Source organism: Rhodococcus sp. R1101, assembly GCF_000278445.1.
GTDB classification, from domain to species: Bacteria; Actinomycetota; Actinomycetes; order Mycobacteriales; family Mycobacteriaceae; genus Rhodococcus; species Rhodococcus gordoniae.
In genome coordinates, this window is the sequence record NZ_AJVB01000061.1 from 1 (window position 1) to 13,471 (window position 13,471).

Here is a 13,471-nt window from a genome sequence, read left to right on the forward strand (position 1 = left end):
GGTGGTGCCGGCCGAACCGGCACCGAACACCGTCACTTCGACCTTAGGACCCGCATGCGCTTCGGATTGTTCGTCCCCCAGGGCTGGCGACTGGACCTCGTCGACATCGATCCCTCCGACCAGTGGCAGGTGATGCGCGACCTCGCGGTCCGCGCCGATCGCGGCCCGTGGGACTCGATCTGGGTGTACGACCATTTCCACACCGTCCCTGCACCCACCGACGAGGCCACCCACGAGGCATGGACCCTCGTGTCGGCCTTCGCGGCCGTCACCGAGCGCGTGCGCATCGGCCAGATGTGCACCGCCATGGCCTACCGCAACCCGGCCCACCTGGCGAAGATCGCGGCCACCACCGACATCATCTCCGGCGGACGCATCGAGATGGGGATCGGCGGTGGGTGGTACGAACACGAATGGCGCGCATACGGTTACGGTTTCCCGTCGGCGGGTGAGCGACTGCGCCGCCTCGACGAGGGCGTGCAGATCTTCCGGCAGGCCTGGACCACGGGTTCCGCGACCTTCTCCGGCAGGCACTACACCGTCGACGGCGCGATCGTCCGCCCGCTTCCGCTGCAGGAGGGCGGTATTCCGTTGTGGATCGCGGGCGGCGGCGAGAAGGTGACCTTGAAGATCGCCGCGAAGTACGCGCGGTACACCAACTTCGACGGCACACCCGAAGGTTTCGCGCGCAAATCGGAGATCCTGCGGGAGCACTGCGCCGAGGTCGGCACCGACTTCGACGCGATCGTGCGGTCGGCCAACTACAACGTGGCGATCGGCCGCACCGAAGCCGAGGTACAGGACCGACTCGAGGCGCTGCGGGCCCGTCTCGAACCGATCGTGGGACCGGAGAAGGCCGACGGGGCGCTCGACGCCTTCCGGGGGATGCCTGCCGTCGGTACCCCCGAGCAGATCATCGAGAACCTCACTGCGCTGAAGAAGCAGGGGCTCGAGTACGCGATCTTCTACGTGCCCGAAGCCGCCTACGACACCTCGGGGCTGGAATTGCTCGAGAAGGAAGTGCTTCCTCACCTCGCGTGACGGCCTACAGAGGCCAGCCGTCCACGGTCCGGGTGGGTCGTCGGCAGACAGTCCGGCGACCCACACGTCCCGCGGAACGCCGCGCTGGACGAGACCGTTCCGGACGATGCCCTCGTACCGGAATCCGACCCGCCGTGCGACGGCAGCGGAGGCACGGTTGCCGACGAAGGCGCGCCAGGCGACCCGCCGGACGTTCAGGCCGTCCGGGGCGAACGCGAAACCGCATGCCAGTCGTACCGCGGCGGTCGCGAGACTCCGGCGCCGCGCGGCCGGGGCGATCCAGTAGCCGATCTCCGGGTCCGCGCTCTCGCGCGGGACGAATCCGACCATGCCGCACAACACCCCGTCTGCGGCGGATCGTATCGCCCAATCGGGGAAACCGTTCTCCCACTTGGCCGGAACGATGTCCTCGACGAAATGCCGCGCGTCCGGCCGGGTGTAGGGGGAGGGCACGGTGGTCCAGCGGGCGATCAGCGGGTCCCGGCACGCTTCGGTGATGGCGTCGACATCGGCCGAGCGAGGCGGCGAGAGCACCACCACGTCGTCGGTCAGCGTGCGGATCTCCATGTCACCGAACTTCCGGGTCACCGCAATTCCGGCGGCAGTTCCTTGCTCGACAGCTCGAGACGACGCTCGTCGGTGGCATCGACCTCGTCCACCCTCTTCAGCTGGTCCTTCAGCACGCGCCACTCGACGTCGGGAATCTGTGCGACGGCATCGGCGATGACCTTCTTGTCGCGGGTGCCCCACGCGATCGGCATCGGCCCGACCATCTGCCACACACCCGAGTCGTTGCGGGTCGTGCGGTCGGAGAGGACCGCGGCACACGGCACCCGCTCGCCGATCGCGATGCGGTGGCCGGGGACCGCTTCCACGTTGCGGGTGACGAGGGCGAAGTGCCGGCCCGTCGTCTCGGGCTTCGCGATGTCCACCAGAGCGAGGAGCGTCAACCCGCGGGCGCGCTTCGCCGCGACGACAGCCGGAACGAGCGGGCTGTCGTGATAGAGCTGCTCGATGGTCCCGACCTTGCGCGGTGCCCACAGCGCCACCCACACCGACGTCGCGGCCGCCACCGCCAGCACGGCGGCGACGATGTACGACCAGCTCTCGCCGAGCAGGAACAGGCCCACCGCACCGGCGACACACACCACGCCGACGAATATCGCCGACCACCGCAGACGACGGACGTCCGCGAGGGTCTGGTTCACGGCCTTGGCATGGGGGAGGTCCAGGGGGAAGTCGAAGCGGCGCACGCCACCAGCTTATGGGAGCCCCGAACGGCCTCCCGCGGGCAGTCAGCCGATCTGCGGGCCCAGCAGATCGTCGGCGTCGGTGATCCGGTACGCGTAGCCCTGCTCGGCGAGGAACCGCTGGCGGTGCGCGGCGTACTCGGCGTCGAGGGTGTCGCGCGAGACGACGGAGTAGAAGTGGGCCTGCCCGCCGTCGTGCTTGGGACGCAACAGCCGCCCGAGGCGCTGGGCCTCCTCCTGCCGCGACCCGAACGTGCCCGACACCTGGATCGCGACGGAGGCCTCCGGCAGATCGATGGAGAAGTTCGCGACCTTCGACACCACCAGCACCTTCAACTCGCCGGCACGGAACCGGTCGAACAGCGCCTCGCGTTCCTTCGTCTTCGTCGAACCCTTGATGACCGGGGCGTCGAGCGCCTCACCCAACTCGTCGAGCTGATCGATGTAAGCGCCGATGATCAGCGTCGGTGCATCGCGGTGCTGCGCGAGGATCGACTTCACCACCGGGATCTTGGTACGGGCGGTCGAGCACAGCTTGTACCGCTCCTCGGGCTCGGCCACGGCGTACGCCATGCGCTCGGCATCGGTGAGGGTGACGCGAACCTCCACACAGTCGGCGGGCGCGATCCAGCCCTGGGCCTCGATGTCCTTCCACGGCGCGTCGAACCGCTTCGGGCCGATGAGCGAGAAGACGTCGCCTTCGCGTCCGTCCTCGCGCACGAGGGTCGCGGTGAGGCCGAGGCGCCGGCGGGACTGCAGGTCGGCGGTCATCCGGAAGACCGGTGCCGGCAACAGGTGCACCTCGTCGTAGATCATCAGCCCCCAGTCGCGGGAGTCGAACAACTCGAGATTGCGGTATTCGCCCTTCGACTTGCGGGTGATCACCTGGTAGGTGGCGATGGTGACCGGGCGGATCTCCTTCTTCTCACCCGAGTACTCGCCGATCTCCTCCTCGGTGAGGGAGGTGCGGGCGATCAGCTCGCGCTTCCACTGCCGCCCGGCGACGGTGTTCGTCACGAGGATGAGCGTCGTCGCGCCGGCCCTCGCCATCGCGGCGGCACCGACCATGGTCTTTCCGGCGCCGCACGGCAGCACCACGACGCCCGAGCCGCCTGCCCAGAACGAGTCGGCGGCCAGTTCCTGGTAGTCGCGCAGGTGCCACGGGTTCGTCTCGAAGTCCAGCGAGACGGGGTGGGCCTCGCCGTCGACGTAGCCCGCAAGGTCCTCGGCCGGCCAGCCGATCTTCAGCAGCATCTGCTTGACACGTCCGCGCTCGCTCGGGTGCACGATCACCGTGTCGTCGTCGATGTGGGCGCCGAGCATCGGCGCGATCTTCTTGTTCCGGAGAACCTCGGCGAGCACCGCGCGGTCGAGGCTGACCAGGGTCAGGCCGTGCGCGGGGTGCTTGACCAGCTGGAGACGCCCGTAGCGGCTCATGGTGTCGACGATGTCGACGAGCAGCGCCTGCGGGACGGCGAACCGGGAATGCGAGACCAGCGCGTCGACGACCTGCTCGGCGTCGTGACCGGCGGCACGGGCGTTCCACAGTGCCAGCGGCGTCACCCGGTAGGTGTGGATGTGCTCGGGGGCGCGTTCGAGTTCGGCGAACGGTGCGATCGCCTGACGAGCCGCGTCGGCGCCCTCGTGGTCGACCTCGAGGAGCACGGTCTTGTCGGACTGGACGATGAGCGGTCCGTCGGCCACGAGTGCCTCCTGTGGGTAGAAAGTTGAACTTTCCCATTCTCCAGGTTCGGGCCGTACCGCGCCACCACGACAGGATCGGGCGTGCGATCCCTGTGAGGACCACACGCCCGACCCGGCTTCACGACGTACTCACCGTGCGAGCGACTGCCGCACCTCCATCACGCACACCAGCGCCTCGGAGATCCCGGACCGGTAGCCGGCGTCCTTCTCGGAGGCCGGAGGCCTCGAATCCAATTCCGACTCGAGTCGTTCCTGGATCCTGTCCAGGGCATGCAGCGTCCGCTTCATTCCAGTACCGATTCTCTGTTCTCAGGCCGGCTGTTTCATCGCGCCGGCACGCTCGTCGAGAACGAACACACGCGCACGCGCCAGTGCGGACCGATATCCGTGCCGCTGCGCGTCGGTGCCCGATTCCCGACCGGACAATCCACTTATCTTCTCGTACAGCGCTTCGAGCGCTGCGATTTCGAGATCCATGGCCTGCAAGTGGATTCAGCTCCGCTTCCGCTTACGAATGAACTCTCCGGCTTCGGCGGTCTTCTGCCGCTTCTCCTGTCGACGTTCCTTCAGGGACTTCGCAGGCTTCTTCGGATTCTTGCCCTTGTCGGCCATTGTCACTCCATCTTCGATGAACAACCACTCGACAGGACCACACCATACGTCATTTCCGGGAAAAAGCCAGTCGCCCGAAATATTCTGTGCGCCATCCGAACACAATGCAGAAATAGTGCGGGCGTCCGGGTTCCCGGAGTCGATTTCACGGCGCGTCTGTTCCTGTCGCACCCGAGATCGCGTCACCGGTGGAACGGACCCTCGCCGGTACTCGAACCGGTACGAGAACGAGGGTGCGCGAGGAGTGGCCGAGGAGACCTCGGCGCTCCTCGGCGAAGCCGGATGGTGCCACCGGTCCGATGTCGAGCAGATCGGTGATCGACGACTCGAATCCATTGCCGCGGAATCTGTTCCACGGGAGCACATGGAGGGGACGGACTCGTGCGCGACCTGCCGCCGAATGCCGACGGCCGCACCCGGTTCTGTCGTCAGTCGACCAGCGCCACCGAGGTGACACGGTGGAGCACGAAGCTGCGCACCGAGCCCGTCGCCGGGTCGAAAGCCTGCACCTGCCCGCCGCCCACCGACACCGGGTCGACGATCCGCCGCGTCGCCACCCCCTGGGCGTCGACGTAGCCGAGGGTGACGCTGCGCTTGCCGTGCACGGCGAGCTGCAACAGCGCGAGAGTCGCCGCGCCCCCGGATCTGCTGCCGTCGCCGCGCGCCGAGGCCGTCGGCGTCGCGGCCTCCGCACGGTCGCCGGCGCGCAGCGTACGCACCAGGGTGTCGAGCTGCTCGCCGCTCGGCGCGGTCGGTCCGGCGTAACGGGCGCGGGTGCGCGGCATCGCGACACGGGCCCCTCGGGGCCGTAGATCCACGATCGCTCCCGAGGCGTCCTCTCCGGCCGGAGCAAAGCCCGCGGCACGCAGCTCGGTGAGCACCTCGGCGAGCGGCGCCTGCGAGATCGCGACGGTCGGAGCGACCGCACGCAGAGCGAGCATCGCGGCGACCGGGGCGGACAACACCTCGGTGAGGAGAGCTGGGTCGTCGGCGCGGACGAAGGACGTCGCAACACCCGCGCGCAGACGTCCGTGGCGACGCGCGACGTCGTCGATCAGATAGGTGAGCGACTGCGGTACCGGGGTACGGGAATGCGTCGCGAACAGACCGTGCAGGTTGCTCGCGCCGAGACCGGCGTCGAGCGCGCGCCGGATGCTGCTGTCGCCGATCCGGTAGACGGTCGCGGCGCCGGCCGATTCGACGTCCGCCACGAGTGCGATCCGCTCGCCGAGTTCGGGGACGAGCGGTCCGGGAGCGACGACCGTCAGGTCGGCCTGGACGAGCACGTAGTCGACGGGTTCGGGCAGCACGGCCGCCATCTCGGCCTCGGCGTCGCCGCCGTGCAGCAACGCCTTACCGGGCGACGCGAGCATGCCGTGCGCGACGAGACCGAGGGTCGTCGCCTCACGCACGGTCTCCACGACGCTCGTCGTGTCGAAGCGACCCGCCCAGCGAGGACGACGCCACGCCGCAGCGGCACGGAGATCGGCGACGTCCGCGCCCAGTGCCGGCACGTCGGAGAGGACGTCGAGCAGCAGTCGCCGATCGCGGGCGGCTGTGGGGGACTTCACCTCGTCGGAGAGTGCGGCGACCGGCTTGTCGTTCTGGTCGCGCCGGCCGATCAGCCAGGGGCGCCGCGGCAGGTCGAGCCAGGCGCCGGCCAGGACCGCCCAGCGGTAGGCGGGGGAGGACGCCAGCCACGCGTCGGTGGCGGTGGTGGGGGCCCAGTGATCGTCGTCGCCGGGTGTGGGCGGGTCGGGAAGGCCACGCGCGATCAGCCCGGCGCCGGCGAGGACCTCGACGACCAGCGCCGTCTCGTCGTCGTCGAGGCCGACGGACTTCCCGATGCGATGCAGTTCGCGGACACCGAGTCCGCCGGCCTTGAGGACGGGGGCGGGTTGCGCGCCGAGCACGTCGAGGACGTCCTCACAGTGCCGTAGCAGTTCGAGGGCGGCACCGGCGGCGGTCGCGTTGACGTCGGCGGTGGACCGGGTGGGCTTCGGCGCACGCGGGGGAGCGAGCGCCGCCGGGTCGAAGGGGGCGTCGTCGCGCAGCGCCTGACCCACCCGGTGGGGGAGTTCGACGGTCTCGTCGTCGATGCGGAGGAGCAGTCCGGCGGCGAGCAGTTTCTGTACGGGCCGCTCGTCGGGTGTTCCGGGCGCGGCGTCGCGGGTACGGCCGATCGGGGACGTACGGGACAGGGTGTCGAGGATGCTGCGCTGCTCGGGCGGTAGCGCCGCGAGGAGATCGTCGAGTTCCTGCCGGGACGGACCGGCGACGTCGCTGCTGCGTCCCACGCGCCACGGGACGGCGTCCACGGCGGCAGCGGAGAGACGCAACTCGTCGGTGGATCCCCAGACCAGTAGCAGCGACCGCAGGGTGGACAGGATCCGGTCGAGATTCCTCGCGCTGAGCCGGCCGGACACCTCGTCGAGTACGGCAGCCCGGGCCACGGGGGACACGACCGCTCCGAGACGCGCCAGCACCTCGATGATTCCGAAGGTGGCGGTGTCGAGTTCGTCGGCAGCACGGAACACCGAGGCGCGTTGCTGTGCCCGGTTGGCGAGCACGTTCATGCTCGCCGGTGGCGGCACCACGAGGTCGGGCCGGGCACGCAGCGTGGCAGCGAGATCCGTGTCGCGTCGACCTGCCAGCCAGCGGGCGAGGGAGTCCGAGGCGGTGTCGGGAGCGGGCGTGGTCGGGGACATCCCCTCCAGATTAGAGACCTGCGGTAGCAGGCCCCGAACTCACCTGCCAAAATGAGCGCATGGCTACCTCTTCGAAAAAGCACTATGTCGACCACGGATGGCCCGAGCTGGCCGACGGTGAGCACGCTGTCACCGAACTGTCGTCCACGCGATCCGGTCCGCTCTCCCCCTACGGTGAGGACACCGTGTTCCCGTTGCCGGTCGAGGACCTGCCCTACACGCACCCCAAGACGGTGATCAACCGCTGATCGCGGATCACCGATTCGGCTCTTCCGCACGACGCCCGGTCCCTTCGCAGGGGCCGGGCGTCGTCGTTCTCAGGGCCCATGCCGAGTCCGCGCATGCGGAAAGGCCCCGCACCACCAGTGGTGCGGGGCCTTCCCGGGATGTTCGGAGTGTTACTGCGGGAGCACCGCGCGAACGGCGTCCAGGATGTTCGGGTCGAGCTCGACGCCGGCGTCCTGGAGCGCGGTGACGCCCTGCTCGAAGCCGGCCAGGATGCCCTGGACATCGGCGGGGAGGGCGGGGGTCTCCGGAAGCTGCGGGACAGCGTTCTCGATGCTCGGGGCCGGGGTCTCCGCAGGAGCGCTGGGGACCGTGTCGACGGAGCGCTGCGTGGGCGCGCTCGACAGTCCGAGGCTCGACGAGCAGGAGGGCCATGCGCCCCAGCCCTGGCCGGCGAGGACACGCTCGGCGACGGCGATCTGCTGTTCGCGGCTGGCCTGGCTGGCCGAGGCAGCGTATTCCTGGCCGCCGTAGGCGTTCCAGGTGCTCGGCGAGAACTGCAGGCCACCGTGGTAGCCGTTGCCGGTGTTGATTCCCCAGTTGCCGCCGGACTCGCACTGTGCGAGGCGGTCCCAGTCGGAGTCGGGGGCGGCAGCGGCGGTGCCGCTGAACGCGACACCCGTGACGCCGAGGACTGCACCCGTCAGCGCGAACTTCGCGACGGTACGACCGGTATTGGTGGGCTTGCGATGGCGTCCGCTCATGTCGGTTCCGTGTTCCTCTCCGTACGCACCTACGAGGTCAGCTGTCGGGTTCGGGCTGAAGAGGTTGCCCGGCCGTGTCACTCCGTTGGGAGTGCCTTCGGCTTCACCCCGAGGGCCGTCGCGCTTGCGTCGGCCCGGGCCTCCTGGACACCGTCCGGCTGTGGGCCGGTCGGTTCCTGGGAGACCGGTGGGTCCCCCGTTTCCTGTCCCCTGTGGATCGTTCGTCGGGATTTCCGGAACCACGGGACAGGAATTTGGCGCGGCGGTTCCGGACCGGTCGAGCCTGGCGGTTCGACCGGAGATGACGGTAACGGGCCGAGGGCGAAGTGTCACCAATTGATAACGCGTCGATTCGAAGGTCGGCGAACGCGCGCGTCGCGTACCAGGGAATAAAGTCCCAGGTAGTGGGGTTCGGGTACCCGAAAATCCGTTTCGAGTCCCGCTCGTTATCCCGCTGTTATGTGATAAAGATCACATGTAACTCGGGCGGGTGTCCACAGGAACGATCTCCTTCCCCAGGGGCATCAGGGAGATCGGGATCATCTTCAGGTTCGCGATCGCGAGCGGGATACCGATGATCGTCACGGCCATGGCGATCGCCGTGGCGATGTGCCCGAGGGCCAGCCAGATGCCGGCGACCACGATCCAGATGACATTTCCGATCAGCGACGCGGTACCGGCCGTCGGCTTGTCGACCGTCGTCTTGCCGAACGGCCACAACGCGTAGACGCCGATGCGGAACGACGCGATGCCGAAGGGGATGGTGATGATGAGGATGCAGCAGATCAGGCCGGCCGCGAAATAGCCGAGCGCGAGCCACAGGCCGCCGAAGATCAGCCAGATGATGTTGAGGAGGATCCTCATGTCCGGTCTCCGTTCCGTGCGCGCCGGCCCGAGCTCAGCGCGAAGGCGATGGCGAGTGCGAAGCCCAGCGGCCAGGCGAGGGTCAGCAGATACAGCACGAGCCCGGGCTTGCCGTCGGTGATCACCGGGGTGAGGAAGATGGCGAGGACGGCCACCACGCCGACGGCGAAACACACGATCGCGGCCTTCAGGAGGCCGTTACGCGGAGCGGCGGACGAATCCGAAGATGAAGTACCCACGTGACCACGGTAGTCGTCGCGGGGTCCGGCGGTGAGGTCCGGGAGCGGGAAGACGATTCGGGGGGACGCACACCCCGGCAGGTACACTGGCAGGCGTCTACGCGTCCCACTCGACCGAGTCGGGGCGCGTTGTTTTGCATGGTAAACGGGTTGCCCCGTGGGGGCACAGCTGTCGAGGAGCGGGTGAGCGCGGTGCCGACCGGCAAGGTGAAGTGGTACGACGTCGAAAAGGGCTTCGGCTTCCTGTCCCAGGACGAGGGCGAGGACGTCTACGTGCGTGCCTCCGCGCTCCCCGAGGGAGTGGAAGCGCTCAAGCCCGGGCAGCGCGTCGAGTTCGGCATGGCAGTGGGTCGCCGGGGTCCGCAGGCGCTGAAGGTCGAGCTCCTCGAGCAACCCACGCTGCGGCAGGGACGCCGCGAGGCTCCTGTCCAGCAGAAGCGCCGCGCACCGGACGAGCTGCACGGCATGGTCGAGGACATGATCAAGCTGCTCGAAGCAGCGGTACAGCCCGATCTGCGGCGCGGGCGCTATCCCGACCGCAAGACCGGTCAGCGCATCTCCGAGGTCATGCGGGCGATCGCGCGCGAGCTCGACCACTAGAAACGAAACACGCCAGGCCGCCTCGCTACCGGCGAGAGCGGCCTGGCGTCGTTCGTGCGGCCGGATCAGAAGGTCTTCACGGCCCAGACTGCGTGCGCGATCGGTTCACCGGCCTCGTCGACCACGGCCGACGGCAGCTGGATCTCGACCCCGAGCAGCTGCAGCTCGGCAGAGCTCTTCACAGTGAGCGTCCGACGTGCCCCCGCCTCGAACATGGCGCCGTCGACGTAGGTCTGACCGGTCTGCGTGTCGCCGTAGACGGTGATGATGCGCCACGGAGCATCGGCGATCTCCGCGGGGAGCGACAACTGCAGCGGGTAGCCCGCCGGCACGTCGAGCTGACCGATGGGGTTCTCCACACAGTCCTCGAGATAGAGATTGCAGTGTTGCGCGGGGTCGACCGTCACGGTCTTCCCCCGGGCGTACGCGGTGATGGTCGGAAGCGTGGGCTCGGCCGAATCGACCAGTTTCCACACCGTGGCGGCGACTCCCCCCACCACGATCACCAGGGCTACCAGCAGCAGCGCGAGAGTCTTCTTCGTCCGGGCCTGCAACTCAACTGTTCCAATCTTCGGTGGAGGATCCGCCGGCGCGTCGTCGCCCGGCAGTCGTCTCGGTGGAGACGCGTTCGGGTCGACGGCCGCCGAATCCCGGTAGCAACGTCCCCCCACGGTATGTCAGCACCGTCTGCGCGAATCCGACGACCAGCACCACGGAGACCACGGCGAATCCGAGCCACAGTTCGGTGGGCAGCAGCACGCCCATCGCCCCGCCGAACACCCAGCTGAGCTGGAGGACCGTCTCGGACCGTCCGAATCCCGACGCGATCGATTCCTCCGGGAGGTCCTGCTGGAGCGACGCGTCGAGCGAGACCTTGGCGAGCGCGCTGGCGCACGCCGCGACCAGCGCCGCCAGGGCTGCGGTCAGGACGTTGCCGGTCGCGGCGACCACGGCGGCCACGACCACGACCGCCGCGGTGCACCGCACGACGATCAGGGCGGGCCGCCCCAGCGCGAGTCGCGCTCCGGTCGCATTGCCGGCGAAGTTGCCGATCGCGGCGGCGGCGCCGACACCCCCGAGCATCGCGGCCTGCATCAGCGGATCCTGTCCGGTGGTGTTCTTCGCGACGAACGCCATGAACAGGGTGAGGAAGCCGGTGAGGATGCGGATCGTGCCGTTGCCCCACAGCCCGGTCACGACGGCCCGTCCGAGGGGCTGCTTCCGTTTTCCGGACTTGGTGACGATCACCTCGGTCACGGTGTCGGAATGCAGCACTTCGGTACGTGCATCGGAGCGGTGGTACGACAGTGTCGCCGGTACCTCGCCCTCGGTGACCTCGACCCACGCCGGGATACGCATGCTCAGATAGGCGCCGAAGGCGGTGATCCCGGCGCACAGCCACAATGCTCCCGCCGACCCGAACGCCCACGCGGCGACCGCCGCGACCGCGCCGGCGCCGATCGTGCCGCCGACCAGGCCGAAGACCGTGAGCCGGGAGTTCACCCGCACCAGATCGATCTCCGGTGGCAGGACGCGTGGGGTCACCGCGGATTTGAGTACCGCGAACGATTTGCTCAGCACCATCATGCCCAGGGCGGCCGGATACAGCAGCCAGCTGTCGAAGTTGAACACGAGCACCATCGCGAGCACCGTGCGCAGCGCGAAGGACGTCGCCAGCGCGAGACGGCGACCGTGCTGCAGCCGATCGAGCAACGGCCCGATGAGCGGCGCGATGATCGCGAACGGCGCGATCGTGATGAGCAGATACAGCGCGACCTTCGTCTTGTCCTCCCCGGTGGCCGCCGAGAAGAACAGGGTGTTCGCGAGGGCGACGGCGATCGCCGCATCGGAGGCGAAGTTCGCCATCGTCGCGTAGGTGAGCGCGGTCAGTCCCGACTTGTCGGCGCCGTCGGCGGTGGCGGCCCGGCGGAACGTCGCGATGCCCTTCGAGGTGAGTTCGCGGCTGCGCAGAGCCGCGACCCGCGTCACCGTCAGCTTCCGCGGCATGCGCGGAGCGCGCGGTGCGTCGGTGCCGGACGCGGACTCCCCGCGATCGGCATCCGGCGCACCCGCGGGTCGGTGCGGGTGGTCGACGGGATGCAGGGGTGGCAGGGGAGTACGACGTCCCGAGACGCGGCGGGGAGGCGGATAGTTGCTGTACCCCGGATGCTGCGAGCCCGGGGCAGGTCGGTCTGCCCCCTCTGGGGCGGGTCGCTCGTCCGGTTCGGTCACGTCTTCGATTCTTCCCCACGCTGTAGCGGCTGTAACACAAGGGCGGGTCGTGGCCCCGGTGAGGCGTGTCGCGATCGGTATGCCACCCGGATCACCCCACGAAACGCACCTCGAACAGGGTCGGCCAGTACTTGCCCGTCACCAGGAACCGATCGGTTCCCGGGATCTGCGCGATGCCGTTGAGGACGTCCACCTCGGCCCCGTCGGGCAGCAGATCGCGCAGCGGCGCCGCGTCGATCCGCGCGTCCACCCGGCCGGTGGACGGATCGATCCGCACGATCTCGTCCGTCTGCCAGACGTTCGCGTAGACACTGCCGTCCTCGGCGCACTCGAGCTCGTTGAGATTCGTCACGGCGCGGCCCTCCCGGTGCACGGTGACGCGTCCGATCTCGGCGAAGGAGGTGGGGTCGCGGAAGATCAGCTCGGCCGAGCCGTCGCTCATCACCAGACGGCCGGGCCGGGCGCACAGCCCCCAGCCTTCGCCGTCGTAGCCGACGCGGCGCTTCTCGAGAAGCGTGTCGCGATCGCGCACGACGGCGGTGCCGTCCTTCCAGGTCAGTTGCCACAGCTCGTCGTCGACCACGGTGATGCCCTCCCCGAAGAAGTCGTCGAGGACGGGCTCACGGGTGCGTTCGGCTTCGGCGAGTGTGAGGGTGCCGCCGTCGACGTCGACCTCCCGCGCCGAGACCCACGAGTGTCCGGCACGGCCGGTGCCTTCGAGCAGTTCGTCCTCGTCGATCTCGAGGCCCTGGGTGAACGCCTCCGGATCGTGAGGGTGTGTGGCGACGACCTCCACACCGAGCTCGGTGGCCGGTGGCCCGGGTTCGGCGACGAGATCGTCACCGCATCCGGCGGTGGTGACGCAGACGATCGCCGCGACCGCGGCCGAGAGGAGAAGACGGGACACGCGCCCATCCTGACATCGCGTGTGCGACCCGCGTCTGTACGAGCTTCCGCGACCCGCGGGCGCCCGGGCCGACAGGTCAGGCAGAATGGGGGCCGTGAGTGTTGCCTCTGCTTCCGCTTCCCGAGGAACGAACCCCGTGGTCGATCCGGCGGTGCGTTCCGTGCTCGCCGACGCCGCCGACCTCGCTCGGGCCGCACTCGACGAACTCGGAGACGGTGGAGTCGGCGCCTATCTGGGCGTGACGCGCGAGGACGAGTGCTCGGCCACCCACCGCTTCGTCGCGGAGCTTGCGGGCTACCGCGGTTGGCAGTGGGCCGTCGTCGTG

General features: G+C 69.0%; 15 protein-coding genes, 1 pseudogene and 1 riboswitch. Of the genes and pseudogenes, 4 read left to right on the top strand and 12 right to left on the bottom strand.

Annotated elements, in window-relative coordinates; genetic code table 11:
- The first annotated feature begins 54 nt into the window (after nucleotides 1-54).
- Nucleotides 55-1,041, top strand: coding sequence for an LLM class F420-dependent oxidoreductase (locus R1101_RS0106895; RefSeq protein ID WP_016932725.1), 987 nt, complete (start codon nucleotides 55-57; stop codon nucleotides 1,039-1,041).
- 4 nt (nucleotides 1,042-1,045) lie between these two features.
- On the opposite strand, the pseudogene R1101_RS29445 reads toward R1101_RS0106895, so the two are convergent.
- From R1101_RS29445 to R1101_RS0106930, 6 genes and pseudogenes are all read right to left on the bottom strand, one after another.
- Nucleotides 1,046-1,608 (bottom strand): annotated as a pseudogene (locus R1101_RS29445) (GNAT family N-acetyltransferase).
- A gap of 17 nt (nucleotides 1,609-1,625) precedes the next feature.
- Nucleotides 1,626-2,294 carry a DUF3239 domain-containing protein gene (locus R1101_RS0106900; protein ID WP_016932726.1) on the bottom strand — a complete coding sequence of 223 codons (669 nt, stop codon included), beginning with the start codon at nucleotides 2,292-2,294 and terminating at the stop codon, nucleotides 1,626-1,628.
- Between the two features lie 42 nt (nucleotides 2,295-2,336).
- Entirely contained in the window at nucleotides 2,337-3,995 is a 1,659-nt protein-coding gene (locus tag R1101_RS0106905; RefSeq protein WP_016932727.1) for a DNA repair helicase XPB, read from the bottom strand.
- 129 nt (nucleotides 3,996-4,124) lie between these two features.
- The gene (locus R1101_RS30620) at nucleotides 4,125-4,283 is read right to left on the bottom strand and encodes a hypothetical protein (RefSeq protein ID WP_016932728.1); all 159 of its coding nucleotides are present in this window, start codon (nucleotides 4,281-4,283) and stop codon (nucleotides 4,125-4,127) included.
- Between the two features lie 21 nt (nucleotides 4,284-4,304).
- Entirely contained in the window at nucleotides 4,305-4,472 is a 168-nt protein-coding gene (locus R1101_RS30625) for a hypothetical protein (protein ID WP_016932729.1), read from the bottom strand.
- Between the two features lie 563 nt (nucleotides 4,473-5,035).
- Entirely contained in the window at nucleotides 5,036-7,315 is a 2,280-nt protein-coding gene (locus R1101_RS0106930) for a helicase-associated domain-containing protein (RefSeq protein ID WP_016932732.1), read from the bottom strand.
- A 59-nt stretch (nucleotides 7,316-7,374) separates the two neighbouring features.
- On the opposite strand from R1101_RS0106930, the gene R1101_RS0106935 reads away from it, so the two are divergent.
- A complete protein-coding gene (locus R1101_RS0106935) occupies nucleotides 7,375-7,563 on the top strand; it encodes a hypothetical protein (RefSeq protein WP_006551681.1) in 189 nt (62 codons plus the stop codon).
- A 150-nt stretch (nucleotides 7,564-7,713) separates the two neighbouring features.
- On the opposite strand, the gene R1101_RS0106940 is transcribed toward R1101_RS0106935, so the two are convergent.
- The 3 genes from R1101_RS0106940 to R1101_RS26030 form a co-directional block, all read right to left on the bottom strand.
- Nucleotides 7,714-8,304, bottom strand: a complete 591-nt coding sequence (locus R1101_RS0106940; RefSeq protein ID WP_026002975.1) for a resuscitation-promoting factor Rpf1 domain-containing protein — start codon at nucleotides 8,302-8,304, stop codon at nucleotides 7,714-7,716.
- A gap of 10 nt (nucleotides 8,305-8,314) precedes the next feature.
- A riboswitch (cyclic di-AMP (ydaO/yuaA leader) is annotated at nucleotides 8,315-8,455 on the bottom strand.
- 320 nt (nucleotides 8,456-8,775) lie between these two features.
- Nucleotides 8,776-9,168 (bottom strand): YccF domain-containing protein, encoded by a 393-nt coding sequence (locus tag R1101_RS0106945; protein ID WP_016932734.1) that lies wholly within the window; start codon nucleotides 9,166-9,168, stop codon nucleotides 8,776-8,778.
- A complete protein-coding gene (locus R1101_RS26030) occupies nucleotides 9,165-9,407 on the bottom strand; it encodes a hypothetical protein (RefSeq protein ID WP_037222384.1) in 243 nt (80 codons plus the stop codon). Before R1101_RS26030 ends, R1101_RS0106945 begins: the two co-directional genes overlap by 4 nt.
- A gap of 192 nt (nucleotides 9,408-9,599) precedes the next feature.
- Between R1101_RS26030 and R1101_RS0106955 the strand changes: the two genes are divergently transcribed.
- Entirely contained in the window at nucleotides 9,600-10,007 is a 408-nt protein-coding gene (locus tag R1101_RS0106955; protein ID WP_172506139.1) for a cold-shock protein, read from the top strand.
- A 65-nt stretch (nucleotides 10,008-10,072) separates the two neighbouring features.
- Here the strand turns inward: R1101_RS0106955 and R1101_RS0106960 are convergent, their stop codons facing one another.
- From R1101_RS0106960 to R1101_RS0106970, 3 genes are all read right to left on the bottom strand, one after another.
- A complete protein-coding gene (locus R1101_RS0106960) occupies nucleotides 10,073-10,561 on the bottom strand; it encodes a DUF2771 domain-containing protein (protein WP_016932737.1) in 489 nt (162 codons plus the stop codon).
- 1 nt (nucleotide 10,562) lies between these two features.
- Nucleotides 10,563-12,239 (bottom strand): MFS transporter, encoded by a 1,677-nt coding sequence (locus R1101_RS0106965; RefSeq protein ID WP_026002976.1) that lies wholly within the window; start codon nucleotides 12,237-12,239, stop codon nucleotides 10,563-10,565.
- A gap of 91 nt (nucleotides 12,240-12,330) precedes the next feature.
- Nucleotides 12,331-13,146 carry a glutaminyl-peptide cyclotransferase gene (locus tag R1101_RS0106970; RefSeq protein ID WP_016932739.1) on the bottom strand — a complete coding sequence of 272 codons (816 nt, stop codon included), beginning with the start codon at nucleotides 13,144-13,146 and terminating at the stop codon, nucleotides 12,331-12,333.
- Nucleotides 13,147-13,282: 136 nt separating this feature from the next.
- On the opposite strand from R1101_RS0106970, the gene R1101_RS26035 reads away from it, so the two are divergent.
- The coding region (locus R1101_RS26035) for a DUF3027 domain-containing protein (RefSeq protein WP_037222382.1) at nucleotides 13,283-13,471 on the top strand (189 nt) is incomplete at its 3' end.